This is a genomic window from Sanguibacter sp. Z41_6, assembly GCF_059621145.1.
Genome location: NZ_JCAQIF010000004.1, coordinates 186,872 through 209,251, shown reverse-complemented (window position 1 = coordinate 209,251; position 22,380 = coordinate 186,872). Strand labels below are relative to the sequence as shown.

20 protein-coding genes are annotated in these 22,380 nt (G+C 71.9%); 8 read left to right on the top strand and 12 right to left on the bottom strand.

Annotation, left to right across the window (positions count from 1 at the left end; genetic code table 11):
• Positions 1–45 precede the first annotated feature (45 nt).
• The 7 genes from AC54T1_RS11155 to AC54T1_RS11125 all read right to left on the bottom strand — a co-directional run bounded on the left by AC54T1_RS11155 (position 46) and on the right by AC54T1_RS11125 (position 8,711).
• Positions 46–1,116 (bottom strand): LacI family DNA-binding transcriptional regulator, encoded by a 1,071-nt coding sequence (locus tag AC54T1_RS11155; RefSeq protein ID WP_484345548.1) that lies wholly within the window; start codon positions 1,114–1,116, stop codon positions 46–48.
• Between the two features lie 34 nt (positions 1,117–1,150).
• The gene (locus AC54T1_RS11150; protein WP_496911964.1) at positions 1,151–1,981 is read right to left on the bottom strand and encodes a glycerate kinase; all 831 of its coding nucleotides are present in this window, start codon (positions 1,979–1,981) and stop codon (positions 1,151–1,153) included.
• A 203-nt stretch (positions 1,982–2,184) separates the two neighbouring features.
• Positions 2,185–2,640: a tRNA (cytidine(34)-2'-O)-methyltransferase gene (locus AC54T1_RS11145; protein WP_484345747.1), complete on the bottom strand. Its 456-nt coding sequence runs from the start codon at positions 2,638–2,640 to the stop codon at positions 2,185–2,187.
• Positions 2,641–2,844: 204 nt separating this feature from the next.
• Positions 2,845–4,017, bottom strand: a complete 1,173-nt coding sequence (mmsB, locus tag AC54T1_RS11140) for a multiple monosaccharide ABC transporter permease (protein WP_484345550.1) — start codon at positions 4,015–4,017, stop codon at positions 2,845–2,847.
• Positions 4,014–5,555: a multiple monosaccharide ABC transporter ATP-binding protein gene (mmsA, locus tag AC54T1_RS11135; protein WP_484345551.1), complete on the bottom strand. Its 1,542-nt coding sequence runs from the start codon at positions 5,553–5,555 to the stop codon at positions 4,014–4,016. The genes mmsB and mmsA overlap by 4 nt, the downstream gene beginning before the upstream one ends.
• Before the next feature lie 108 nt (positions 5,556–5,663).
• On the bottom strand, positions 5,664–6,776 hold the full coding sequence (gene chvE / locus AC54T1_RS11130; RefSeq protein WP_484345552.1) for a multiple monosaccharide ABC transporter substrate-binding protein: 1,113 nt from the start codon (positions 6,774–6,776) through the stop codon (positions 5,664–5,666).
• Positions 6,777–7,004: 228 nt separating this feature from the next.
• Positions 7,005–8,711 carry a bifunctional 3'-5' exonuclease/DNA polymerase gene (locus AC54T1_RS11125; RefSeq protein ID WP_496911963.1) on the bottom strand — a complete coding sequence of 569 codons (1,707 nt, stop codon included), beginning with the start codon at positions 8,709–8,711 and terminating at the stop codon, positions 7,005–7,007.
• A gap of 105 nt (positions 8,712–8,816) precedes the next feature.
• Between AC54T1_RS11125 and AC54T1_RS11120 the strand changes: the two genes are divergently transcribed.
• The 5 genes from AC54T1_RS11120 (at position 8,817) to AC54T1_RS11100 (ending at position 13,050) form a co-directional block, all read left to right on the top strand.
• Complete coding sequence (locus tag AC54T1_RS11120) at positions 8,817–9,398, top strand: nitroreductase family protein (RefSeq protein ID WP_496911962.1); 582 nt, start codon at positions 8,817–8,819, stop codon at positions 9,396–9,398.
• The gene (locus AC54T1_RS11115; protein WP_496911961.1) at positions 9,398–11,227 is read left to right on the top strand and encodes an LLM class flavin-dependent oxidoreductase; all 1,830 of its coding nucleotides are present in this window, start codon (positions 9,398–9,400) and stop codon (positions 11,225–11,227) included. The genes AC54T1_RS11120 and AC54T1_RS11115 overlap by 1 nt, the downstream gene beginning before the upstream one ends.
• Complete coding sequence (locus AC54T1_RS11110) at positions 11,116–11,685, top strand: BBE domain-containing protein (protein ID WP_496911960.1); 570 nt, start codon at positions 11,116–11,118, stop codon at positions 11,683–11,685. The genes AC54T1_RS11115 and AC54T1_RS11110 overlap by 112 nt, the downstream gene beginning before the upstream one ends.
• Entirely contained in the window at positions 11,682–12,578 is an 897-nt protein-coding gene (locus AC54T1_RS11105) for an LLM class flavin-dependent oxidoreductase (RefSeq protein ID WP_484345556.1), read from the top strand. The genes AC54T1_RS11110 and AC54T1_RS11105 overlap by 4 nt, the downstream gene beginning before the upstream one ends.
• Before the next feature lie 61 nt (positions 12,579–12,639).
• Positions 12,640–13,050, top strand: a complete 411-nt coding sequence (locus AC54T1_RS11100; protein ID WP_484345557.1) for a hypothetical protein — start codon at positions 12,640–12,642, stop codon at positions 13,048–13,050.
• Between the two features lie 125 nt (positions 13,051–13,175).
• On the opposite strand, the gene AC54T1_RS11095 is transcribed toward AC54T1_RS11100, so the two are convergent.
• On the bottom strand, positions 13,176–14,681 hold the full coding sequence (locus AC54T1_RS11095) for a diguanylate cyclase domain-containing protein (RefSeq protein WP_496911959.1): 1,506 nt from the start codon (positions 14,679–14,681) through the stop codon (positions 13,176–13,178).
• Between the two features lie 125 nt (positions 14,682–14,806).
• On the opposite strand from AC54T1_RS11095, the gene AC54T1_RS11090 reads away from it, so the two are divergent.
• Entirely contained in the window at positions 14,807–15,688 is an 882-nt protein-coding gene (locus tag AC54T1_RS11090) for an oxygenase MpaB family protein (protein WP_484345559.1), read from the top strand.
• Positions 15,689–15,701: 13 nt separating this feature from the next.
• On the opposite strand, the gene AC54T1_RS11085 is transcribed toward AC54T1_RS11090, so the two are convergent.
• Positions 15,702–16,025 (bottom strand): antitoxin, encoded by a 324-nt coding sequence (locus AC54T1_RS11085; protein ID WP_496911958.1) that lies wholly within the window; start codon positions 16,023–16,025, stop codon positions 15,702–15,704.
• Between the two features lie 142 nt (positions 16,026–16,167).
• Here AC54T1_RS11085 and AC54T1_RS11080 point away from each other — a divergent pair, with 142 nt between their 5' ends.
• Positions 16,168–17,427, top strand: a complete 1,260-nt coding sequence (locus AC54T1_RS11080) for an MFS transporter (RefSeq protein ID WP_496911957.1) — start codon at positions 16,168–16,170, stop codon at positions 17,425–17,427.
• A 24-nt stretch (positions 17,428–17,451) separates the two neighbouring features.
• Here the strand turns inward: AC54T1_RS11080 and glpK are convergent, their stop codons facing one another.
• The 3 genes from glpK to AC54T1_RS11065 are packed head-to-tail and all read right to left on the bottom strand — an operon-like array spanning position 17,452 to position 21,634.
• Positions 17,452–18,969, bottom strand: a complete 1,518-nt coding sequence (glpK, locus tag AC54T1_RS11075) for a glycerol kinase GlpK (RefSeq protein WP_496911956.1) — start codon at positions 18,967–18,969, stop codon at positions 17,452–17,454.
• 45 nt (positions 18,970–19,014) lie between these two features.
• Positions 19,015–19,755 (bottom strand): MIP/aquaporin family protein, encoded by a 741-nt coding sequence (locus tag AC54T1_RS11070; RefSeq protein ID WP_496911955.1) that lies wholly within the window; start codon positions 19,753–19,755, stop codon positions 19,015–19,017.
• Positions 19,756–19,768: 13 nt separating this feature from the next.
• Positions 19,769–21,634 carry a glycerol-3-phosphate dehydrogenase/oxidase gene (locus AC54T1_RS11065; protein ID WP_484345564.1) on the bottom strand — a complete coding sequence of 622 codons (1,866 nt, stop codon included), beginning with the start codon at positions 21,632–21,634 and terminating at the stop codon, positions 19,769–19,771.
• A 159-nt stretch (positions 21,635–21,793) separates the two neighbouring features.
• Here AC54T1_RS11065 and AC54T1_RS11060 point away from each other — a divergent pair, with 159 nt between their 5' ends.
• Positions 21,794–22,318 (top strand): amino-acid N-acetyltransferase, encoded by a 525-nt coding sequence (locus AC54T1_RS11060; RefSeq protein ID WP_484345565.1) that lies wholly within the window; start codon positions 21,794–21,796, stop codon positions 22,316–22,318.
• Positions 22,319–22,380: the final 62 nt, after the last annotated feature.

Here is a 22,380-nt window from a genome sequence, read left to right as displayed (position 1 = left end):
GACCGTGTCCCGCCCGACGGACGTCCTCCGACGCCCCCGCCCGGCTCAGCCGAGCGGGGGCGTCGACGCGCGCAGGACGACGGTCCCGTCCACGGGAACGACACGGGGAGTGTCCGCGGGTGGGGAGAGCGCCAGCTCCGTCGCCATCGCTCCCATGTCCGGCAGGGGCAGCCGGATCGTCGTGAGCGAGGGCGTGACGTCCCGCAGGGTGACGATGTCGTCGAAGCCCGCGACCGCGACGTCGTCGGGGACGGTGAGCCCTGCGTCCCGTGCTGCGGCCATGGCACCGACGGCCATGAGGTCGGTGACGGCGAAGACGAGCTGGGCGGGCACGGACCCCTCACCTGTGGCGGACCGCCCCCCGGCCGTCACGACGCCCCGCCGGACGAGCTCGGTCATCGCGGCATGCCCGCCGTCGCGAGTGACCGGCGAGTGGACGACGTGAACGTCCTCGGGGCGCGACCCGAGCCGCACCACCTCGTCCTGGAAGCCCCCGGCGCGGTCACGGGCGGAGAGGTGGTCGGACGGCCCGGCCAGGAGCGCGAACCTGCGGTAGCCGAGCGTGTGGAGGCGGTGCGCGAGGTCGGCCGAGCTCCGCCGGGACTCGACCATGACCGTGTCGACGCCGAGCAGCGGTTGACCGATCACGGCGACGCCACCGCCCCGCGAGCGGTACTCGGCGAGCGTCGCCGCCAGGGCGGCGTTGAGCGCGGCGTCGTCGGACCGCCCTCCGGCGAGGATGATCGCCCGCGCCCGCTGGCGCTGCATGAGCTCGACGAAGGCGAGGTCGCGCTCATGCTCCCGACGGGTGCTCGCCAGGGTGACGACGAGACCCGCGCGATCGGCAGCGTCGGTCACCCCTGCGGCGATGGTTGAGAAGTAGGGGTCGGTGATGTCGTGGACGATGAGCGCCAGCGCTGTCGTGCGCCCGCGGGCCATCGCCTGCGCATTCGCGTCGGGGGAGTATCTCAACCGGGCGGCAACCTCGAGGACCCGTTCTCGCAGCTCGGGGCGCACGTGCCTGCCCGCGCTGCCGTTGATCGCGCGCGAGGCGGTCGCGAGGGAGACGCCCGCCTCGCGGGCGACATCGCTGAGGGTCGCGACGCCGTGGCTCATCGCGGCACGACCGTGGAGGTGGCGCCGCGGGCGATCATGAGCGGTCGTCGACCTGCTCGGCCCGGGCAGCAGGGCTGAGCACCCGCTCGAGGTAGTCGGCGGGCGACTCGATCCGAGCACCCAGCGCGACGGTGAGTGCGTACACCGCGCCACCTGCTGCGCCGCTGCCCGGCGCGTAGGGGTCGCCGCCCAGCACGGCGGCGAGACGTGCGAATCCTTCCTCGAGGATCGAGCGGCCGTCCGCGGAGACCCCGGGTGCGCGAGCGGCGACCGCTGCCGCGCCGGCGTCACCGAGGAACGGGCGGGTGGAGCCGGTGACGACCGTGATCACCGGCGGGCGGCGCAGGTCGGTCATGTCGGCGAGCTCGAGCCGAGCGAGCTCCGCACCTCCGGGGCCGAGCGCCTCGCCACCCGAGTCGAGGAGCCGCAGACCGAGGGCGCAGAGAGCGCCCGTGCCGGCGTCGGCCGTACCGGGTGGGCCGACGGCGACGGCGACGCTCGTGCATCCCGCCTCCATCGCGGCCCGCAGGACCTCACCCGCGCCCCGGGTCGTCGTGCGCAGTCGACCGACCGGTGGGAGGGCCGTCGGGTCGGGTTCCGGGGCGGGACGCCCGTCGTCGCAGCGGGTGGCGGGCTCGAGCTCGATGAGCGCGCTGCCGTCAGGAAGCTCGAGCCAGTGCTGCGAGCGGGGCCGACCGTCCGGACCCGTGCACCCGGGGACCTCGTGGAAGACCGCTCCGAGGATGGACCGGGCGACGACGTCGATGATGTCCTCCTCGACGGGGTCGAGGTGGTGGTCGACGACCGCGGGGGCGACGGCAGCGGAAGCCGGGTCGGTCGAGCGAGCTCCGGAAGCGTGACGCATGTGATGGGACTCCTCATCGGGCCGGCAGGTCGGGCGCGGGGGCGCCGGGCTGCCCGGCGCGACGCCGCGGTCGTCTCCTTATCGTCAGCGTAAGCACGGTTGTGAGGATTTGTCCGGCCCGACGGGGGCGAGCATCGGTGAGATGGTCCGGAGTCGGGCGAATCGGGTGGTCCCGGCGGCGGGCCAGGCGTGCGGCTCGCGGCTCAACGCCCCCCGACGAACCCCAGCTGCCGCCAGGCCTCGTAGATGACGATCGACGCGCTCGAGGTGAGATTGAGCGACCGCCGGCTCGGCAGCATGGGGATCCTCACCTCGGCCGTCACGCGCTCGTGCGCGAGGACGGCGTCGTCGAGCCCCGTCGGCTCGGGTCCGAACAGCAGGATGTCCGAGGGGTCGTACGCGATGTCGGTGTACCGCATCGTCGCCCGCGTCGTGAACGCGAAGACCCGCGAGCCCGGCGCGGACGCGAGCATGGCCTCGAGGTCCCGGTGCACGACGACGTGGGCGAGGTCGTGGTAGTCGAGGCCCGCCCTGCGCAGCTTGGGCTCCGAGAGGTCGAAGCCGAGCGGTTCGACGAGGTGCAGGCGGGCGCCCGTCACCGCAGCGAGCCGGATCGCGTTGCCCGTGTTCTGCGGGATGCGCGGCTCGTGGAACACGATCGCGGGGACGGCGTTCTCGTCGGACGGGGCGGTGGTCGTCGGATCGGTGCTGGCTGGATCGGTGCTGGTTGGATCGGTGCTGGCCGGATCGGTGCTCACGGGTCCATCCTCTCAGCCCGGCACCCCTCGTCCAGGTGCACGGACGGGTGGCCCGGCAGAGCCGGACCACCCGTGCGCGCCGTGCCGGTCGACGACCGGCGCGGGTCAGACCGTCGACAGCTTGCGCTTGTTGAGGATGTCGAGCGCGACAGCCGCCAGGAGCACGAGGCCCTTGATCGTCTGCGTCCACGCTGCGTCCACGCCCATGATCGACAGGCCCATGTTGAGCACGCCCATGATGAGCGCGCCGATGATCGCTCCCGAGACCCGTCCGACACCGCCGGTGACGGCCGCGCCGCCGATGAACGCAGCCGCGATGGCGTCGAGCTCGAAGTTGTTTCCCGCGGTCGCCACGGCAGACCCGGCCCGTGCGGTCGTGACGACCGCTGCGACGCCTGCGAGGAGACCCATGTTGACGAAGATCATGAAGTTGACCTTCTTCGTGTTCACCCCCGACAGCTGGGCGGCGTGCAGGTTGCCACCGATGGCGTAGATGTGCCGACCGAAGACGGTCTTGTTGAGGATGAACGTGTACAGGACGATGAGCGCGCCGACGATGACGAGGACGATCGGTGTGCCGCCTGCGGAGTTCGCCAGGAGGTAGGTGATGTACGCGATCGCCGCGACCATGACGACGAGCTTGATGACGAAGGCGGGCATGGGTTCCGTCGCGAGGCCGGCCCTGGTGAGCACGACCCGTGCGCGGACCTGGGCGAACACGAGCCCGAGGATGGCGATGAGACCGATGACGACGGTGACGACGTCGAGGTTCCCCATGAAGCCCAGGAAGTTCGGCAGAGACCCCTTCGAGATGTCGTTGAACGCCGAGGGGAAGCCGGAGACCGTGGTGCCGGCGATGACGATCGCGAGACCGCGGAAGATGAGCATCCCCGCGAGGGTGACGATGAACGCCGGTATCCCGACGTACGCGACCCAGAAGCCCTGCCAGCAGCCGACGAGGCCGCCGATGACGATCGCGAGGACGACGACGAGCAGCCAGGGCAGGTCCTGCCTCACCAACAGGTAGCCGATGATCCCACCGATGAAGGCCACGACGGACCCGACCGACAGGTCGATGTGCCCGGCGACGATGACCATGACCATGCCGATGGTGAGGATGAAGACGTAGGCGTTCTGCTGGATGAGGCTTGCGACGTTGTTGGGGATGAGCAGACGGTCGTCGGTGAAGACCTGGAACATGATGACGATGATGACGAGGGCTGCCACCATGCCGTAGTCCCGCAGGTTGCGGCTGAGGTAATCGGTCAAGCCCTTCATGCGTTCGTGCCTTCCTTCTCCATGGTCATGTAGCGCATGAGGCGCTCCTGGCTCGCGTCGGCGCGGGAGACCTCTCCGGTGATCCGGCCCTGGCTCATCGCATAGATGCGGTCACACGTCCCCAGGAGCTCGGGAAGCTCGGAAGAGATGACGAGGACCGCCTTGCCGGAGTCGGCGAGGGTGTTGATGATCTCGTAGATGTCGTGCTTGGCACCGATGTCGATACCGCGGGTGGGCTCGTCGAGGATGAGGACGTCCGGGTCCGTGAAGATCCACTTGCTGAGGACGACCTTCTGCTGGTTGCCGCCCGAGAGCTTCCCCGTGACCGCGTCCACGCTGGGCGTCCGGATGTTCATGCTCGTGCGGAATCCCTCGGCGGTCGCCGTCTCCGTGCTGGAGTCGATGACGTTCCACCGGGCGAGCTTGCCGAGCGCCGACGACGAGATGTTGCGCTTGATGTCGTCGATGAGGTTGAGCCCGTAGCGCTTGCGGTCCTCCGTGGCGTACGCCAGCCCGGCGTCGATGGCCTGGCGGACGGTCTTGAGGGTCACGGGCTTGCCGTCGCGGTAGAGGGTGCCCGTGATGTTCGTTCCGTAGCTGCGGCCGAACACGCTCATCGCGAGCTCGGTGCGCCCGGCGCCCATGAGCCCGGCGAGACCGACGATCTCACCGCGCCGCACGGTGAGGTTGGCGGAGTCGACGACGACGCGGTCGTGGATCGGGTGGTGCACCGTCCAGTTCTCGATCCGCAGGGCCTCCTCACCGATCTTCGGCGTGTGCGCGGGGAAGCGGTTCTCGAGCGCCCGACCCACCATCGCTTTGATGATGCGGTCCTCGGACACCCCGCCGGGGGCGTGCATGTCCAGGGTCTCGATGGTGCGGCCGTCGCGGATGATCGTCGTCGAGTCGGCGATGGCAGCGATCTCGTTGAGCTTGTGGGAGATGATGATCGACGTGATCCCCTCCCGCTGGAGGGAGCGCATGAGGTCGAGCAGGTGCGCGCTGTCGGAGTCGTTGAGGGCGGCGGTCGGCTCGTCGAGGATGAGGAGCTTGACCTCCTTCGACAACGCCTTCGCGATCTCGACGAGCTGCTGCTTGCCGACGCCGATGTCCATGATCTTGGTGTCGGGGTGCTCCCTGAGGCCGACACGTTCGAGGAGCTTCGCGGCTGCGGAGTTGGTCTCGTTCCAGTCGATGACGCCGTGGCGCGCGCGTTCGTTGCCGAGGAAGATGTTCTCGGCGATCGACAGGTAGGGGCTCAGTGCGAGCTCCTGGTGGATGATGACGATCCCGTGGTTCTCGCTGTCCCGGATCGTCCGGAACTCGCAGGGCTCACCCTCGAAGAGGATCTGGCCGTCGTAGCTGCCGTGGGGGTAGACCCCCGAGAGCACCTTCATGAGTGTCGACTTGCCGGCGCCGTTCTCGCCGCAGATCGCGTGCACCTCGCCGCGGCGGACCTGCAGCGTGACGTCCTGCAGGGCCTTGACCCCCGGGAAGGTCTTCGTGATGTTCTGCATCTCGAGGATGGTGGTGTCCATCGGTGGCCTCATTCTGGCTCCGGGCGGAGCCGGGTGGACGTGGAGCCCGCCGCGTGGGCGGGGCCCCGGAGGGCCCCGCCCACGCGGGTCGGGTGACGGGGGCGCGCGTCAGAGGCCGAGGGTCTCCGCGTCGTAGAAGCCGGAACCGACGAGCTTCTCCTCGACGGTCTCCTTGGTGACGACCTCCGGCGGGAGCAGGTACGTCGGCACGACCTTGTTGCCGTTGTCGTAGGTCTCCTCGTCGTTGACCTCGACGGTCTCGCCGGAGAGCATCTGGTCGATCATCGTGGCGGTCTGGGCGCCCAGCGTGCGGGTGTCCTTCCAGACGGTCATGCTCTGCTTGTCGGCGAGCATGGCGAGCACGTTGGCCTCGTCGGCGTCCTGACCGGTGATGAGGGGCCAGTCCGCCCCCGGCGTGTAGCCGGCCGACTCGAGGGACTGCGCGATGCCGAGCGCGAGCGAGTCGTTCGGGGACAGGACGACGTCGACCTTCTTGTCGCCGTAGAACGAGTTGATGCGGGTGTCCATCTCGTCCTGCGCGCCTGCGGACTCCCAGGCGGTGATGCCGATGTCGGTCCAGTCGTCGTTGGTCGCGGGCGCCTTGCCGGACGGGACGACGAGCTTGCCGGAGTCGATGTACGGCTTGAGCACGTCCCACGCGCCGGAGAAGAAGAACTTCGCGTTGTTGTCACCGGGGTCGCCGGCGAAGGGCTCGAGGTTGAACGGCCCGGCAGCGTTCTCGAGGTCGAGCTGCTCGACGATGTACTCGCCCTGGAGCTGGCCGACCTTGTAGTTGTCGAACGTCGCGTAGTAGTCGACGGCGTCGGTGCCGAGGATGAGGCGGTCGTAGGAGATGACCTTGATGTCAGCCTCCGCCGCCGTGTCGAGGGCCGGGCCGAGGGAGGCGGCGTCGATCGCTGCGACGACGAGGACGTCGACGCCCTGGTTGACCATGGTCTCGATCTGGGTGATCTGCTGCTCGACCTTGTTGTCCGCGTACTGCAGGGAGGTCTCGTAGCCGGCTTCGCCGAGAAGGGTCTCGAGCTGTGCTCCGTCGTTGATCCAGCGCTCCAGGCTGCGGGTCGGCATCGCGATCCCGATCATGGTGGTCTCGTCGGCACCGCCGTCGCCGGCGTCGTCGCGCTCGGAGCTGCACGCAGCGAGGCTGAGCATGAGCGCTGCGCCCGTCGCGGCGGCGACGATTCGGGTGTTCCTAGACATCGTTGGCTGTCCTTTCGTCGGTGACGAGATCCGGCCGAGGGCCGGGGTGGGAACAGGTGTGGGGCACAGGGTGTCCCGGCGCAGCCGTGCGCGGGGTTCGAGGTGTCGCATCCTTGCTCTCACCGACTGGTGCAGCGGTGCACCAGGGTCGTCGTTCGTCCGAAAGTATTCCTCTTCACCCTCTGTGTTCAAGTCTTGAAGATAACGATTGGCTAACGCAGGAGGTGCTCACTTCGCGTCGGCGTAGCTCGCCACGACCGCCACGGTCACGGGGAACTCGACGCCGGTCCGGCCGAACACGAGGCGCCCGGCCTCGGCCGCCGACTCGCGCAGGATCCGCGCGACGTCCGGCGCGAGGTTGACAGGACTGTGCACCATCACCTCGTCGTGCAGGAAGAAGGCGAGGTGCGGGCCGTCGACGAGCCGGGGATCCGTGCCCGGGTCCTCGGGCACGCCGGGCTGGAGCGCGAGCAGGCGTCGGCGGATCGTCGCCATCCAGCACAAGGCCCACTCCGCGGCGGTGCCCTGGACGATGAAGTTCCTCGTGAAACGTCCCCACCCGCGGGCGCGGGCCCGTGCCGCGTCCTCGTCCTCGGCGGTCCTGCCGCCGTCGGGGTCACCGGGCAGGGGCGGTGCCTCGCCAGGACGCGGTGAGCTGCGCCCCAGCCAGGTCGAGACGACCTCGCCGCGTTCCCCGGCGCGTGCGGCGTGCTCGACGAGCCCGAGGGCCCGCGGGTAGGCGCGGGCGAGGCGGGGGAGCATGCGGCCGCTCTCGCCGCGCGTGCCCCCGTACATCGCGCCGAGCATCCCGACCTTGGCCTGCTCCCGGGTCTCGACGGCGCCGGCGTCGACCATCGCCGCGTACATGTCACCTGCCGTGCCGGCTGCCGCCATCGCCGCGTCACCCGACATCGCGGCGAGGATCCGCGGCTCGAGCTGGGCGGCGTCGGCCACGACGAGCGCCCACCCCGGGTCGGCACGGACGGCGTCGCGCACCTGGTGGGGGAGCTGGAGCGCGCCACCCCCGTCGGACGCCCAGCGTCCCGTGACGACACCACCGGGCACGTACGTGGGACGGAACCGCCCGTCGCGCACCCAGGCGTCGAGCCACGCCCACCCGTTGGCCGTCATGAGGCGGGAGAGCTTCTTGTACTCGAGCAGCGGCGCCACGACGGGGTGCTCCAGCGCCTGCAGCTCCCAGGACCGGGTCGAGCGCACGTCGAGGCCGGCGCCCCGCAGGGCGCGCAGGAGATCAGCCGGGGAGTCGGGGTTGACGTCTGCGCCGTCGAGCGCGGCCCGGATCTCCTCGAGGAGCGCCTCGAGACGCACCGGACGGAATCCCGGCGAAGGGCGGGGACCGAGCAGCCCGGACAGGACGCGGTCGTGCTCGCGCGCACTCCACGGCACCCCCGCGAACGTCATCTCGGCAGCGACGAGCGCACCTGCCGACTCCGCAGCGAGCAGGAGGGCGAGGCGGCCCGCCCGGCTGGGCTCCACCGCGCAGACCGCGGCGTGCTGCGCGAGCAGCTCTGCGACCGGGTCCTCGTCAGCGGGCGGGTCGAGGTCGAACAGCAGGCCCGGGGTCCGTGCGCCGCGCGGCGAGTCCCAGCCCGACGCCGGCGCGAGCGCCAGTGCCGATGACGCCGTGAACGTGCTCGAGCGCAGGATCGCGTGGCACAGGCGCAGGTCGACGCAGCGCTCCACCCGCACGCCCGCCTCGAGGAGCGGTGGGTACCACGTCGCCGTGTCTGACCACACCCACCGGGGCCGCTGCCGTTCACGGTCGCGCACGACGCGCGGCAGGTCCTCGTGCGTGACGTGATGCGCCGGGCCGACCGCTGCGGCCGCTCCGTCCCCACCCGCGGACCGGTCCGCCAGGCGCACGTCCGTGAGGTGGACGGTGCCGTCGGGTGCGGCGGAGACGACGACGTGCATGGGCACAGTCTGCCCCCGCGGCGGGAATACCCCCTGGTGAGGTGGAGGTTGTGCAGCACGGCCGACGATGTCCGCGTCCCACGTTCCCCGAGAGAGATGGATGACATGACCACCACGACGACGTCCCGTGGCGCAGAGACCGGCGCCCCGATCCTCGACCTCATCGCCGAGCGCTGGAGCCCCCGCTCCTTCGACGCCCGCCACGAGCTCTCCGAGGACGACCTCACGACCGTGCTCGAGGCGGCCCGCTGGGCGTCATCCGCCTCGAACAGCCAGCCGTGGACGTTCGTCGTCGGCCTGCGGGGGAGCGAGACCCACCGTCGGATCGCCTCGCACCTGCTCGGGTTCAATGCCGTGTGGGCGGGCAGCGCGAGCGCCCTCGTCGCGATCGCCACCCGGGTCGTCGACGCCGACGGCAAGCCGATGCGCTGGAGCCGGTACGACGCCGGCCAGGCTGGTGCGCACCTCACGCTCCAGGCTCAGGCCCTCGGGCTGCACACCCACACCATGGGCGGCTTCGGCTGGGAGGCCCTCGCGGAGGAGTTCGGTCTGAGCGCCGACCACGACGTGCAGACCGTCATCGCGGTCGGTCGCCTCGCCGACGCGGACCTGCTCCCCGACGCGCTGCGCGAGCGCGAGCAGCTGCCCCGTGAGCGCAAGCCCCTGTCCGAGCTCGTCATCCGCTGATGACGCACGGTCGTCGCCTCCGGCTCGGCGTCCTGCTGCGCCCGGGCGGCTCCGCCGAGGACGGTACGGCCGGGGCCGCGGTCGCGGTCGCGCTCGCGGTGCGCGCCGAGGAGCTCGGCTACGACCTCGTCGTCGTGCAGGACGACCCGGCCGGGAACCCCGACGACGCTGCACCCGCTCCGGACGACGCCTGGACGCTGCTGTCCTGGGTCGCGGCGCGCACGAGCCGGATCGGGCTCGTCGGGGGAGCGCTGCGGACGTCCGAGCGGATGCCGTCGGTGCTCGCCCGCGCGGCCGCGAGCCTCGACCTGCTGGCGGGTGGACGCGTGACGATCGGGCTCGACGCCACCGCGGCTGCGCGGCCGGACGTCCCCGGCCGCGAGCCGTCCGGGGCGGAGCAGGTCGGCGCGCTCGCCGACGCCCTGGGCGTCGTGCGTGCGATGTGGGACACGTCCGAGGACGAGGTGGAGCACGACGGGGTCGCCCACCGCGTCGACGGCGCGGCGCCCGGGCCGGTCCCGGCGCACGAGGTCGCCGTCTGGGTGCATGGTGGCGACCGCGCGGCCGTGGAGCTGGCCGGCCGCCTGGCCGACGGGTGGGTCGGGGTGCTGGACACCGTGGGCGATCCTGGCCCGGGAGCGCTCGTCGGTGACCTCGGGGCCCTCGACGCGGCGGCGGCGGCCGCCGGGCGGGAGCCCCTCGAGCTGCGACGGGTGGTCGTGGTCCGGGAGCCGTCGATCGCCGAGCTGGTGACGCTCGTCGTCGAGCACGGCGTCGACACGGTCCTCGTCGAGATCGACGCGGTCGCCGGTGGCGCCGACGCGGTCGAGCGGTTCGCGCGCGACGTCGGGCCCGCGCTCCGGCAAGCCGCCGACCTGGCGTTCCCGCCGGGCACCGGCCCGACCCGGCCCGTGCGTCGCGCCGAGGTGCGCGCGCGGCGGCGCGACGGAATCGACTACGACGTCCCGGCCGCGCTCGCCGACGCGGCGGTGGAACCCGGCGACCCCGGGTACTCGCGCGTGCGCTCGACGTACATGCGTGGCGGGCGCCCCGGCCTCGTGCTGCGCCCCCGCACGGTCGACGAGGTCGTCGAGGCGGTCGCGTTCGCACGCCGCCACACGCACGTGCCGCTCGGCGTGCGCAGCGGCGGGCACGGCATCAGCGGCCGGTCGACGAACGACGGCGGCATCGTCATCGACGTCGGCGCGCTCAGCAGCATCGAGGTGCTCGACGAGGCCACGCGGCTCGTCCGCGTCGGTCCCGGCGCGCGGTGGAAGGACGTCGCCGCAGCGCTGGACCCCTACGGCTGGGCGGTGAGCTCGGGCGACTACGGCGGGGTCGGCGTGGGTGGCCTCGCCACGGCGGGCGGCATCGGGTTCCTGTCCCGGGAGCACGGACTGACGATCGACCACCTGCGCGGCGTCGAGGTCGTCCTCGCCGACGGCTCGCTCGTCCGCGCCAGCGCGACCGAGAACCCTGACCTCTTCTGGGCGGTCCGCGGGGCGGGCGCGAACTTCGGCATCGTCGTCGCGTTCGAGCTCGAGGCCGCGACCGTCGGGGATGTCGGGTGGGCCCAGCTGGCCTTCCAGGTGGCAGACCCCGCGACCTACCTCGTGGAGTTCGGCCGCGTCGCGTCGTCCGCACCGCGGGACACCACCGCGTTCCTCATCATGGGCCGCGCGCAGCCCGGACGCCCCGGCATCGCGCAGGTCTTGCGATGGTCGACTCGGACGACCCGGAGGTCGTCGTCGCACGCCTGCAGCCCTTCGCGGAGATCGCGCCGATGGTCCAGCAACGGGTGGTCATCACGTCGTACGCGTCCGTCATGAGCATGGTCTCCGACGCCCCGCACGCCGGGCGCGGTGAGCCCGTCGCCCGCTCGGGTTTCCTGCGGGAGATCACCCCCGAGGTCGGTGCGGCGAGCGCCCGGCTGCTCGCTGGTGGTGCTGCCCACTGGTACCAGATCCGCACCCTCGGCGGTGCGACGAGCGACGTGCCGCCCGACGCGATGGCCTACGGGCACCGCGACGCGCAGTTCAGCCTCACGGTCATGGGGGCCGACGCCGGGCGGCTCGACCGCGCGCTCGCGCCCCTGCGTGAGCTCTTCGACGGTCTCTACCTCAGCTTCGAGACGGACACGAGCCCGGAGCGGGTGACCGATGCCTTCCCGGGGCCGACGCTCGAGCGGCTGCGTCGGCTCAAGGCGACCTACGACCCGCACGGCCTGTTCCGGGACAACTTCCCTCTCGCACCAGCGGGAGCCGACACGATGGAGACCAGCGCATGAGCGACTACGGGCACGACCTCCTGTTCGGCACCTTCGTCACACCCACCGCGGAGCCGGTGCAGCACGCCGTCGAGCAGGCCGTCGTCGCGGACCGGGCGGGGCTCGACCTCGTGACCTTCCAGGACCACCCGTACGTCGCGACGTTCCACGACACGTGGACGCTGCTCGCCTTCGCGGCGGCACGGACCGAGCACGTGCGGCTGAGCGCCAACGTCCTCAACGTGCCGCTGCGCCAGCCCGCGGTCCTGGCGCGCAGCGCCGCGACACTCGACCGCCTCAGCGGAGGTCGGCTCGAGCTGGGGCTCGGAGCGGGTGCCTTCTGGGACGGGATCGCCGCGATGGGCGGCCGCCGCCTCACGCCGGGGCAGTCCATCTCGGCCCTCGAGGAGGCCGTCGCGATCATCCGTGGCGTCTGGGACGCGGGCCGGCGGGGCGGGCTGACGCTCGACGGCGAGTTCTACCAGGTGAAGGGCGCCAAGCGTGGCCCGGCCCCCGCGCACGACATCGGCATCTGGCTCGGCGCGTACAAGCCGCGGATGCTCGGCCTGACCGGCCGCGTCGCCGACGGGTGGCTCCCGTCGATGCAGTACCTGGCCGGTGGTCTCGCGGACCTCGTGGACATGAACGCCCGGATCGACGACGGTGCACAGGCAGCGGGCCGCGACCCGCGGGCCGTGCGGCGGATGCTCAACGTCGGGGGGTCGTTCGCGTCCTCCGGGAGCGGGTTCCTCCAGGGTCCGCCCCGACAGTGGGCGGAGCAGCTCGCGGACGTCACGCTCACCTACGGGACGAGCGGGTTCATCCTCGCGTCCGACGACGCGGCGACGACGCAGCGGTACGCCGCCGAGGTCGCGCCCGCCGTCCGGGACCTCGTCGCCTCGGCGCGCGCCTGAGCCTGCTCGTCGCCCGCAGGGCGCAGCGGGACGCCGCCGACGGCGGCGCTACAGTTCCGGCATGACCCTCGAGACGCCTCCCGGTCCCGCTCCGTCATCCACCCGGAGGGCGGGTGCGGTCGCGTTCGTCGTCGTCCTCGCTGCCCTGGCGTGGGTCGCGTGGTTCGCGTGGGACACCACGTACGTGATCGACGCGGACGGGAACCAGAGCGGACCGTACGAGGTGTGGCAGGTGGTCGGCGCCGTGATCACGCTGCTCGTCCTCACGGTCGCGGCCACCACCCGCCTGCACACCCTGAGCACCGCGCTGGCGGTGACCGCCGGGTTCACGGCGGCCTTCGCCGTGTCCGGGGCGACGAGCGACGAGTCAGGACTGTGGCTCGTCGGGACGATCCTCGTCGGCGTCGGCCTCCTCATCGGCAGCGCGGTCGTCGCAGGGATCGCGTTGCGTCTGCGCGGCGTCCGCGCCTGACCGACGCACGGGGGCCGCGGACATTTCCGGAACGTTCGACCGCCCGCCGCGCCGCTCCTCGTACTGCGGCGCCGGGGACGACGGGCAGCACCGCGTGCTCGGGGATCATCGGTCCAGCACCGTGATCACGCGCCGAGCACCGAGGCGTCCTGGCGTGCGGTCTTCTCCACGTACATGCCCGCGTCGGCGGCTCGCAGCAGATCCTCCGCGGAGCTGTGCCCGCTGTCCGACGCGACACCGATGCTGCCCCCCAGCACCACCTCCGCGGGGCCCACGCGGACGGGCCGCAGGAGCTCGGAACGGATGCGCAGGACGACCTCCTCGGCGGCCGGGCCGGCGACGTCGGAGCAGAGGATCGCGAACTCGTCCCCGCCGAGCCGGGCGACCGTGTCGCACGGCCGGACCGTGGCGGTGAGCCGCTTCGCGACCTCCACGAGGGCGTCATCGCCTACCTGGTGCCCGTAGGTGTCGTTGACCGACTTGAACCCGTCGAGGTCGATGAACAGGACCGCGGACTCGCGCCCCGTGCTGCGCGCTGTCTGGAGCGCCTCCTCGAGGCGCTCGAGGAAGAGGGTCCGGTTGGTGAGGCCGGTGAGCGGGTCGTGGTACGCCATGTGCTCGATCTCGGACTGCAGGAGCCAGCGCTCCGTGACGTCGTGCATGATTCCGAGGAGCCGGTGCGGGCTGCCGTCCGCCGTCGTCGTCCACTCGGCGAGGACGTGCACCCGGCGCATCTCGCCGTCGGGGCGGACGAGGCGGACCTCCTGGTCGAACGTCCCCCGGGTGTCGTAGGCGTGCATGAGGGCCGCGGTGAGCCGGGGCTGGTCGTCCGGGTGGATGAGGTCGATCGACCCACGCACCGTGGGTGCGTGCGTCGCAGGGTCCTGTCCCGCCAGGACGAACGTCTGCGACGACCACGTGTGCAGACCCGTCACCGCGTCCCAGTCCCAGCTGCCCATCCCGGCGACCCGCTGGGCCTGCTCGAGGTCGTCCCGAGCCAGAGCGGCCTCGCGTCGCGCGTCGCGCTCGCGCTCGAGAGACTCCTCGCTCGCCCGCCACAGGACGAGGCACGCGATGCTCTCGGCGAGGATGAACCCGCCGTGGATGAGTGCCGACGTCCACGGCGACGTCCCGTGACCGTGGTGGCCGTACACCTGCGCCGGGAACAGCGTGCCGAGGACCGCGTGGTGCAGCACGACGAACGTGACAGCGATGAGGTAGGGCCACCACGCCTGGTAGAGCGCGACGATCGCCACCATGACGAAGAAGTGGAAGTGCGCCTCGATCGTCCCGTCGAAGAAGTGGAGGAGGGAGGCCGAGCTCGCCATGAGACCGAGCGTCGCGAGGGACGAGCGGGTGTCCCGGCTCCACGCCGGGACCGAGGCGCCCAGGGCGAGCACGGCGAGGATCAGGCCGGCGACGACGACATCCCGGACGGAGTAGCCGCGCACCAGGCCGATGAGGGGGATGACGACGGCATGGACCGCGAGGAGGATGCGGATCGCGCGGTGCCGCGTGGACCAGCGCTCCTCGCTCAGGTCCTCACCGCTCGGGAGCGCAGCACGCAGGTGCGTCCGGGGTGACGGTCGTCGCGGCGGCGCGGGCGCGCGCGGCGCGACAGCTGTGGGCATGCGGTGGGGACCCCTCGGTGTGAGGCTCCGATCGTAGCCGCGGGTCGGGTCACCAGCCCGCGGAACCTCCGAGCCCCCGGAACGCTCACCCCGCGGCCGTCGGGCGCGCCGTGGATACTGGAGCAGTGAACCCGCTGAGCGCGCTGCGCACTCGCATGAGCGACGCCCTCTTCGGCATGGTCGCCGGCCCGGAGGGCCCTGTGGCCCGGGAACGCATCCACACGACCCCGGGGCCCCGGTGGTTCCCGCCGGGGAGCCCCGTGCACCGCGTGCACGGCGACGCCTCGATGTACGTCGGGGGGATCCGGGCGCTGCTCCTGCAGTCCCTGCACCCGCTGGCCATGGCGGCGGTCGACGACTTCTCCGACTTCCGCACCGACGTCTGGGGCCGGCTCGCCCGCACGAGCACCTTCCTCGCCGACACGACCTTCGGGACCGTCGAGCACGCGGAGCGCGCGGTCGCGATCGTCCGCGCCGTGCACACGCGGATCGCCGGGACCGCGCCCGACGGGCGGCCCTACCGTGCGGACGACCCGCACCTGCTCACCTGGGTGCACGTGGCCGAGGTGGACAGCTTCCTCACCGCGCACCAGCGCTTCGGGGCGCGGCCGTTGACCGATACCGAGAGCGACACGTACGTCGAGCAGACGTCCCTCGTGGCGAGGCGCCTCGGCGCCACCGACGTGCCGACGACGGTGGCGGGGCTGCGTGCGAGCATCGAGGGGTTCCGCCCCGAGCTCGCGAGCACCCCGGCGGCACGCGACGTCGCGCGCTTCCTCCTCGCGGACGCTCCCCTGCCCCGTCCGGCGAAGGTGCCGTACGCCGTGCTCACCCGTGCCGCGGTCGCGACCCTCCCGCGCTGGTCACGCGAGCCGCTCCGGCTGCCGGACTCACCGCGGTCCGACCGCACGATCGGCCGGGCGGCGGGACGTCTCGCGACGACGGGGCTGCGGTGGCTCAACGACGCGCAGCCCGACCTGCGGGCCGTGCCTCCGGCGCACCTGTAGGACGGCCGACCCGTCAGGTGGCAGGTCGCTCGTCCTCGACGTGCTGCGGCGCCGGCTGGTCCGGGTCGGGGCGCACGAGGTCGACGCGCTCCGGTGCGGCGTGCTTCGCGGTCCCGCCCGGTCCGCGGCTCTCCGCTGCGAGCCGGTCGGCGGCGTCCTTCGCCTGCTTGCTGCCCTTCGCGATGGCGCTGGCGTGCTTGCCGCCGGTCTTGGCGTTCACGAGCGCGCCACCCTTGTCGATGGCGGAGTCGATCGCGCTGTTGTGCTGGTGGGCGAGGTCGCCCGCCTGCTCCTTGGCCTTGCCGAGCGCCGCCTTCGCGTTGTCCATCAGACCCATGTCCGCGTCCTCCTCCCGCGACAGCCCGAGAGCTGTCGTCCTTGCCGCCCAAAGTACCCGTCGACACGGTGGTCCGCGCGGTACGGTGATCGCCGCCGCGCCTGGCCGACGCCGTGCGGCCGCACCGACCTGAAGGAACGACGTGTCTCCCGAGTCCTCCACGGCCCACCCCGCCGCACCGCCGGTCTCTCGCCGGCGGGCCGTCCTGGCGCTCGCGCTCCTGGCGGCCTCGACGTTCGTGTTCGTCACGGTCGAGAACATGCCGATCGGGCTGCTCACCCTCATGGCCCCGTCGCTCGGGACGACCGAGCCGATGATCGGGCTGCTCGTCACCGGGTACGCGGCCGTCGTCGCCCTCGCGTCCATCCCGCTGACACGCGCGACGATGCACGTGCCGCGCCGGTTGCTGCTGTGCTCCGCGCTCGCCCTGTTCGTCGTCGGCACGGTGGGTACCGCACTCGCGCCCACGTACCTCCTGCTGCTCGGCGCGCGCGTGCTCACGGCGCTCGCGCACTCGCTGTTCTGGGCGATCGTCGCGACCACGGCGGCATCCTTGTTCGAGCACGCGCTGCAGAGCCGCGTGGTGTCCCTGCTCTTCGCGGGCAGCTCGCTCGGCACCGTGCTGGGCATCCCGGCGATGACCGCGCTCGCGCTCCAGCACGGGTGGCGTCCCAGCTTCTTCGTCATGTCGGTGGTCGCCCTCGGGATCTTCGTCGGTCTCGCGGTGCTCGTCCCGGGCGGGCCCCGGAGCGCGGAGACGACGTCCGTCGGATCCCGCCCGGACCGTCGGACCTACTTCTCCGTGCTCTCCGCGACGGGCCTCGGTGTCACGGCGTACTTCGTCACCCAGACCTACGTCACCGTCTTCCTCACCGAGGCCAGCTCGCTGCCTGAGGCGCGCCTGGGCCTCGCGCTGCTCGCCGCCGGCGCGACGGGCGTCGCGGGGGTCGCGCTCGGCGGGTGGCTCACCCCCCGGTGGCCCGACGTGGCGATCGCGCTGCCGCTCGCGGTCGTCGGGGTGGCGATGGTCGGGGCGTACGTGCTGTCCACGAGCACCGTCGCGGTCGTCGCGTCCTTCGCCGTCGTGTCCCTGGCGTTCAGCGCCCTCGTCACGGCGATCCAGGTGCGACTGCTCGTCGTGGCGACGGGGAGCACCGACGTGGCGTCCGCCGCGAACGGGATGATGTTCAACCTCGGCATCGGCCTCGGCGCGCTGCTCGGCGGCCAGGTGGTGAGGCACGGCGACGTGCGGACGACGGCGCTCGTCTCGGCGGTGGGCATGGGCGTCGCGCTCGTGGTGTTCCTGCTCGGCCGGCACGGGGGCCGCGCCACCGCCCGCACGGGGACGGTGGTCGCGGCGTGTCCGGCGGACGCTCCGGCCGGCGCTGACGCCGGACGCTGACGTCGGGTCACGGACCTCGAGGGGTCACAGGACGTCGTCGTCCACCCAGTCGAACGTCCGCGTGACGGCCTTCTTCCACAGGCGGTACTGGCGTTCGCGCTCGTCGGAGCCCATGCTCGGGCTCCAACGCTGCCCCTCGTTCCAGTTGTCGCGGACGTCCTGCTCCCCGTCCCAGAACCCGACGGCGATGCCGGCCGCGTAGGCGGCCCCGAGCGCGGTGGTCTCGGCGACCTGCGGGCGCACGACGTCGACGTCGAGCATGTCGGCCTGGAACTGCATGAGCAGCTCGTTGGCCACCATGCCGCCGTCGACCCGCAGCTCGGTGAGGTCCACGCCCGAGTCGGCGTTCATCGCGTCGAGGACCTCGCGGGTCTGGAACGCGGTCGCCTCGAGCGCGGCACGGGCGATGTGGTTCTGGTTGACGTACCGGGTGAGCCCGACGAGCGCTCCGCGCGCGTCCGGGCGCCAGTGCGGGGCGTACAGGCCGGAGAACGCAGGGACGAAGTACGCGCCACCGTTGTCGTCGACCTTGCTCGCCAGGTACTCGACGTCCTGGGAGTCCGGGAACAGCCCGAGGTTGTCCCGCAGCCACTGCACGAGCGAGCCCGTCACCGCGATGGATCCCTCGAGTGCGTACACCTGCGGCTGGTCGCCGATCTTGTAGCAGACGGTCGTGAGCAGCCCGTTCTTGCTCGCCACCGGCTCCGTACCCGTGTTGAGGAGCATGAAGTTGCCCGTGCCGTAGGTGTTCTTGGCGGTCCCCACCTCGAAGCACGCCTGCCCGAAGGTGGCGGCCTGCTGGTCCCCGAGGATCCCGGCGATCGGCACCCCGGGGAGCATCCCGCGGTTGCGGCCCTTGCCGTAGACCTCGGAGGACGACCGGATCTCGGGGAGCATCGACATCGGGATGCCCATGTCCTTCGCGATGTCCTCGTTCCACGTGAGGGAGTCGATGTTCATGAGCATCGTGCGTGACGCGTTCGTCACGTCCGTGACGTGCACGCCGCCCTCCGGACCGCCCGTCATGTTCCACAGGACCCACGAGTCCGTGGTCCCCATGAGCAGGTCGCCGCGCTCGGCGGCCTCGCGTGCGCCCTCGACGTTCTCGAGGATCCACATGACCTTCGGCCCGGCGAAGTATGTCGCGAGCGGCAGGCCGACCGTCGCCTTGTACTTGTCCGGTCCTTCGTCGCCGCCGAGCTTGTCGACGATCTTCTGGGTCCGGGTGTCCTGCCAGACGATCGCGTTGTAGACGGGCTTGCCGGTGGTGCGGTCCCACACCACCGCGGTCTCGCGCTGGTTGGTGATGCCGACGGCGGCGATGTCGGTGTGCGTGACGTCCCCGCGGGTCAGGGCGAGCCCGACCGCCTCCCGGACGTTGCTCCAGATCTGCTCGGCGTCGTGCTCCACCCACCCGGCGCGCGGGAAGATCTGGTCGTGCTCGAGCTGCCCGACGGAGTGGACGGTGCCCTCGTGCGTGAAGACGATCGCGCGGGAGCTCGTGGTGCCCTGGTCGATGGCCAGGACGTACTTGTCAGTCATGGTGCTTCCTTCACGTCGTCGTGAGCAGGGCAGGGTCGTGCGAGGTCAGAAGAACGCGGTAGCGGCCACACCGCCGAGCGCACCGCCGACGACCGGGCCGACGATGGGCACCCACGCGTACGACCAGTCGCTCGAGGACTTGCCGGGGATCGGCAGGAGGGCGTGCACGATGCGCGGGCCGAGGTCACGCGTGGGGTTGATGGAGTACCCCGTCGGACCGCCCAGCCCGGCGCCGATGATGATCACGAGGAGCGCCACGGGCAGGGGCCCGAGCTCGTGCGGCGAGGCTGCGACGGCGAGGATGACGAACACGAGGACGAACGTCGCGATGACCTCGGTGAGGAGGTTCCACCCGTACGCGCGGATGGCCGGGGTCGTCGCGAACAGCCCGACGGTCTGGGTGCCGGGCTTGACGGCGTCGAAGTGCTTCTTGTACGCGAGGTACGCGAGGACGGCGCCGAGGATCGCTCCGAGGAGCTCTCCCGCGAAGTACACGAGCGTGTTCCCCAGGGTGATGGGGAGCGCGGCGGTGCCGCCGAAGTTCTCCTGGTCCCCGGTGATCATCCCGATCGTCACCGCGGGGTTGAGGTGCGCCCCTGACTTCTGGGCGACCCACACCCCGGAGAACACCGCGAGACCCCAGCCGACGGTGATCATGTGGATCCCGCCGCCGGTGCCCTTCGTCGTGGTGAGCACGACGTTGGCGACCACCCCGGTGCCGAGCAGGATGAGCACGAGCGTGCCCATCACCTCGGCGAAGAAGACTGCTGCCACTGAACCGTCCACGTACGTCCTTTCCTCAGGTCCCGGCGGGACCGGCCGCGGCGCGGCTGTCCGTGGGCGAGCCGGGCTTGTTGCCGCCACCTGTCCCGTGCGTACCGGGCTCGTCGGCCGCGGCGTCCTCGGGGTCGAGGGAGGCGAGCGGGACGAGCGGCGCGATGTCCTCGACCGAGAGCCGGGCCACCTCGGCCGCGACGTCGTCGGGCTCGAGCTCCGCGCGTGCCTCGGCGTCGGCCCGCGCGGTGTACGCGGCGACCTCGGCGAGCCGTGCGTCCTCGTCCCAGCCGAGGCCGTCGGCGGCGATCCGGGAGATCTCGTCGAGCGCGGCCACACCCCGGTCCGGCACCTCGTACTGCAGCCGGGTGCGGTGCACGACGATGTCCTCGAGGTGCACGGCGCCCTCGTGGCTCACCGCGTAGGCGATCTCGGCGCGCAGGTAGGCGGGTGCGTGCTCGAGCGGTGCCGCGAGGCCCGGGTCCTGCTCGCACAGCGCGACGATGTCGGCGAGGAGGGAGCCGTACCGGTGCAGCAGGTGGTCGACGAGCACGGGGGTCCAGCCGTACGTCGCGGCGTGCCGTCGGGCCCAGTTCTGCTGCACGCCGAGGCCGACCGCCCCGACGAGCGGGACCTCGGCGGTGATCGAGGGCCGGGCGCGGGCGCCCTTGCCGAGGGCGAAGTCGACCGCGTCGCGGGCCATCACCCGGTAGGTGGTGAGCTTTCCGCCCGCGATGACGGTCAGGCCGGGTGTGGGGGAGGCGACCGTGTGCTCGCGGGAGACCTTCGCCGACGACGTCCCCGCCTTCGTGCCCGGCTGCAGCAGGGGGCGCAGCCCTGCCCAGGTGCCGATGACGTCGTCGCGGGTGAGGGGGTCGGCGAGGACGGTGTTGGCGCGCTCGAGGACGTACTCGATGTCGGCGGCCGTCGCCACGGGATGCTGCAGCTGCTGCTCCCAGGGCGTGTCCGTCGTGCCGATGACCCAGTAGCGGGACCACGGGATGACGAAGAGGACGGACTTCTCGGTCTGCAGGATCAGCCCGACCTTCCCCCGGATGCGCTCGCGGGGCACGACGACGTGCACGCCCTTCGAGGCGAGCACCTGCAGGCCGCCGTCGGCTCCGGCGAGGGCCTCGGTCTCCTCGGTCCACACACCGGTCGCGTTGATGACGTTGCGCGCTCGGACGGGGAACTGCTCGCCCGTCTCGAGGTCGGCGAGCACGGCGCCGTCGACGCGACCGCTCGCATCCTTCGTGATCTCCACGACCTGGGTGCGGCTCGCGGCGCTCGCGCCGTGGGAGGCGGCGGTGCGCACGAGGGTCACGACGAGCCGGGCATCGTCGACGGAGGCGTCCCAGTAGCGGATGGCGCCGATCGCGGCGTCGTGCCGCAGGTCGGGGAAGAGGGCGGCCATGCCCTTGCGGGTGACGTGCCGGTGCAGGGGCAGGGCCCGCTTGCCGGGGGAGAGGCTCGCGAGGGTGTCGTAGAGCGTCACGCCCGCGCCGACGTAGCCGCGTTCCCAGAGCCGGTGCTCGAGCGGGTAGAGGAAGGAGACGGGCCGCACGAGGTGCGGAGCGAGGCGCGTGATGAGCAGGTCCCGCTCGGTGAGTGCCTCGTGCACGAGCGCGAAGTCGAGCATCTGGAGGTAGCGCAGCCCACCGTGGACGAGCTTGCTCGAGCGGCTCGACGTGCCCGAGGCCCAGTCCTGCGCCTCGACGACGGCCGTGCTCAGACCGCGGGTGACGGCGTCGAGGGCGATGCCCGCTCCGGTGACACCCCCGCCGATGACGAGGACGTCGAGCGGCTCGCCGGTCGCGGTCTCCCGCAGCGTCTCGAGGGAGCGGGCGCGGGTGGCGGTGGTGAGCCTCGACGAGGTTCCTGACGTGGACATGATCACCTCTCGCTCGCTCCGGCACGACGTGCCTCCACAGTGCCACATGTTGAGACAGATCTCGCGGGGACTTCCGGCCCAGGGCCGTGAGCAGCGAGGAGACGGTCTACGGAGTGGGTACATATGCAACCGACCGAGTATGTGCGCTATCTTGCGACGATGAGCGCAGCCCCCCGGCCCTTCTCCGTCCGTCCCGCGCTGCCCCGCGACGTCCGCGCGATACGGAGGCTCGTCGAGCCCTACGCGCAGGAGCGCATCCTCATCGCCAAGGAGGCGGTCGCCTACTACGAGGCCGTGCAGGAGTTCCTCGTCGCGGAGGGGACCGGCGACGGCGCGGCAGAGACGATCGGGTGCGGAGCGCTGCACGTCATGTGGGAGGACCTCGCCGAGATCCGCACCGTCGCTGTCGCTCCCGGGTGGCTCGGCGAGGGGGTCGGGCACGCGCTCGTCGAAGGGCTCCTCGAGCGCGCGCGGCACATCGGTCTCGAGCGCGTGTTCTGCCTCACCTTCGAGGTCGACTTCTTCGCCCGGCACGGGTTCCGGGAGATCCGGGGGACACCCGTCGAGCCCACGGTCTACGCCGAGCTGCTCCGCTCGCACGACGACGGCGTCGCGGAGTTCCTCGACCTCGCTCGGGTCAAGCCGAACACCCTGGGCAACACGAGGATGCTCATCGATCTCTGACCGGGCACCCAGCGCCCGGCGACCGCGCACCCGGGCACGACGCACGGCCGCCGCACACGGGC

Bases quoted from the DNA above. Each gene is read 5' to 3' on its own strand.
- AC54T1_RS11155 (WP_484345548.1), bottom strand. From the start codon at position 1,116: ATGAGCCACGGCGTCGCGACCCTCAGCGATGTCGCCCGCGAGGCGGGC.
- AC54T1_RS11150 (WP_496911964.1), bottom strand. From the start codon at position 1,981: ATGCGTCACGCTTCCGGAGCTCGCTCGACCGACCCGGCTTCCGCTGCC.
- mmsB (WP_484345550.1), bottom strand. From the start codon at position 4,017: ATGAAGGGCTTGACCGATTACCTCAGCCGCAACCTGCGGGACTACGGC.
- mmsA (WP_484345551.1), bottom strand. From the start codon at position 5,555: ATGGACACCACCATCCTCGAGATGCAGAACATCACGAAGACCTTCCCG.
- chvE (WP_484345552.1), bottom strand. From the start codon at position 6,776: ATGTCTAGGAACACCCGAATCGTCGCCGCCGCGACGGGCGCAGCGCTC.
- AC54T1_RS11125 (WP_496911963.1), bottom strand. From the start codon at position 8,711: ATGCACGTCGTCGTCTCCGCCGCACCCGACGGCACCGTCCACCTCACG.
- AC54T1_RS11120 (WP_496911962.1), top strand. From the start codon at position 8,817: ATGACCACCACGACGACGTCCCGTGGCGCAGAGACCGGCGCCCCGATC.
- AC54T1_RS11115 (WP_496911961.1), top strand. From the start codon at position 9,398: ATGACGCACGGTCGTCGCCTCCGGCTCGGCGTCCTGCTGCGCCCGGGC.
- AC54T1_RS11110 (WP_496911960.1), top strand. From the start codon at position 11,116: ATGGTCGACTCGGACGACCCGGAGGTCGTCGTCGCACGCCTGCAGCCC.
- AC54T1_RS11105 (WP_484345556.1), top strand. From the start codon at position 11,682: ATGAGCGACTACGGGCACGACCTCCTGTTCGGCACCTTCGTCACACCC.
- AC54T1_RS11100 (WP_484345557.1), top strand. From the start codon at position 12,640: ATGACCCTCGAGACGCCTCCCGGTCCCGCTCCGTCATCCACCCGGAGG.
- AC54T1_RS11095 (WP_496911959.1), bottom strand. From the start codon at position 14,681: ATGCCCACAGCTGTCGCGCCGCGCGCGCCCGCGCCGCCGCGACGACCG.
- AC54T1_RS11085 (WP_496911958.1), bottom strand. From the start codon at position 16,025: ATGGGTCTGATGGACAACGCGAAGGCGGCGCTCGGCAAGGCCAAGGAG.
- glpK (WP_496911956.1), bottom strand. From the start codon at position 18,969: ATGACTGACAAGTACGTCCTGGCCATCGACCAGGGCACCACGAGCTCC.
- AC54T1_RS11065 (WP_484345564.1), bottom strand. From the start codon at position 21,634: ATGTCCACGTCAGGAACCTCGTCGAGGCTCACCACCGCCACCCGCGCC.
- AC54T1_RS11060 (WP_484345565.1), top strand. From the start codon at position 21,794: ATGAGCGCAGCCCCCCGGCCCTTCTCCGTCCGTCCCGCGCTGCCCCGC.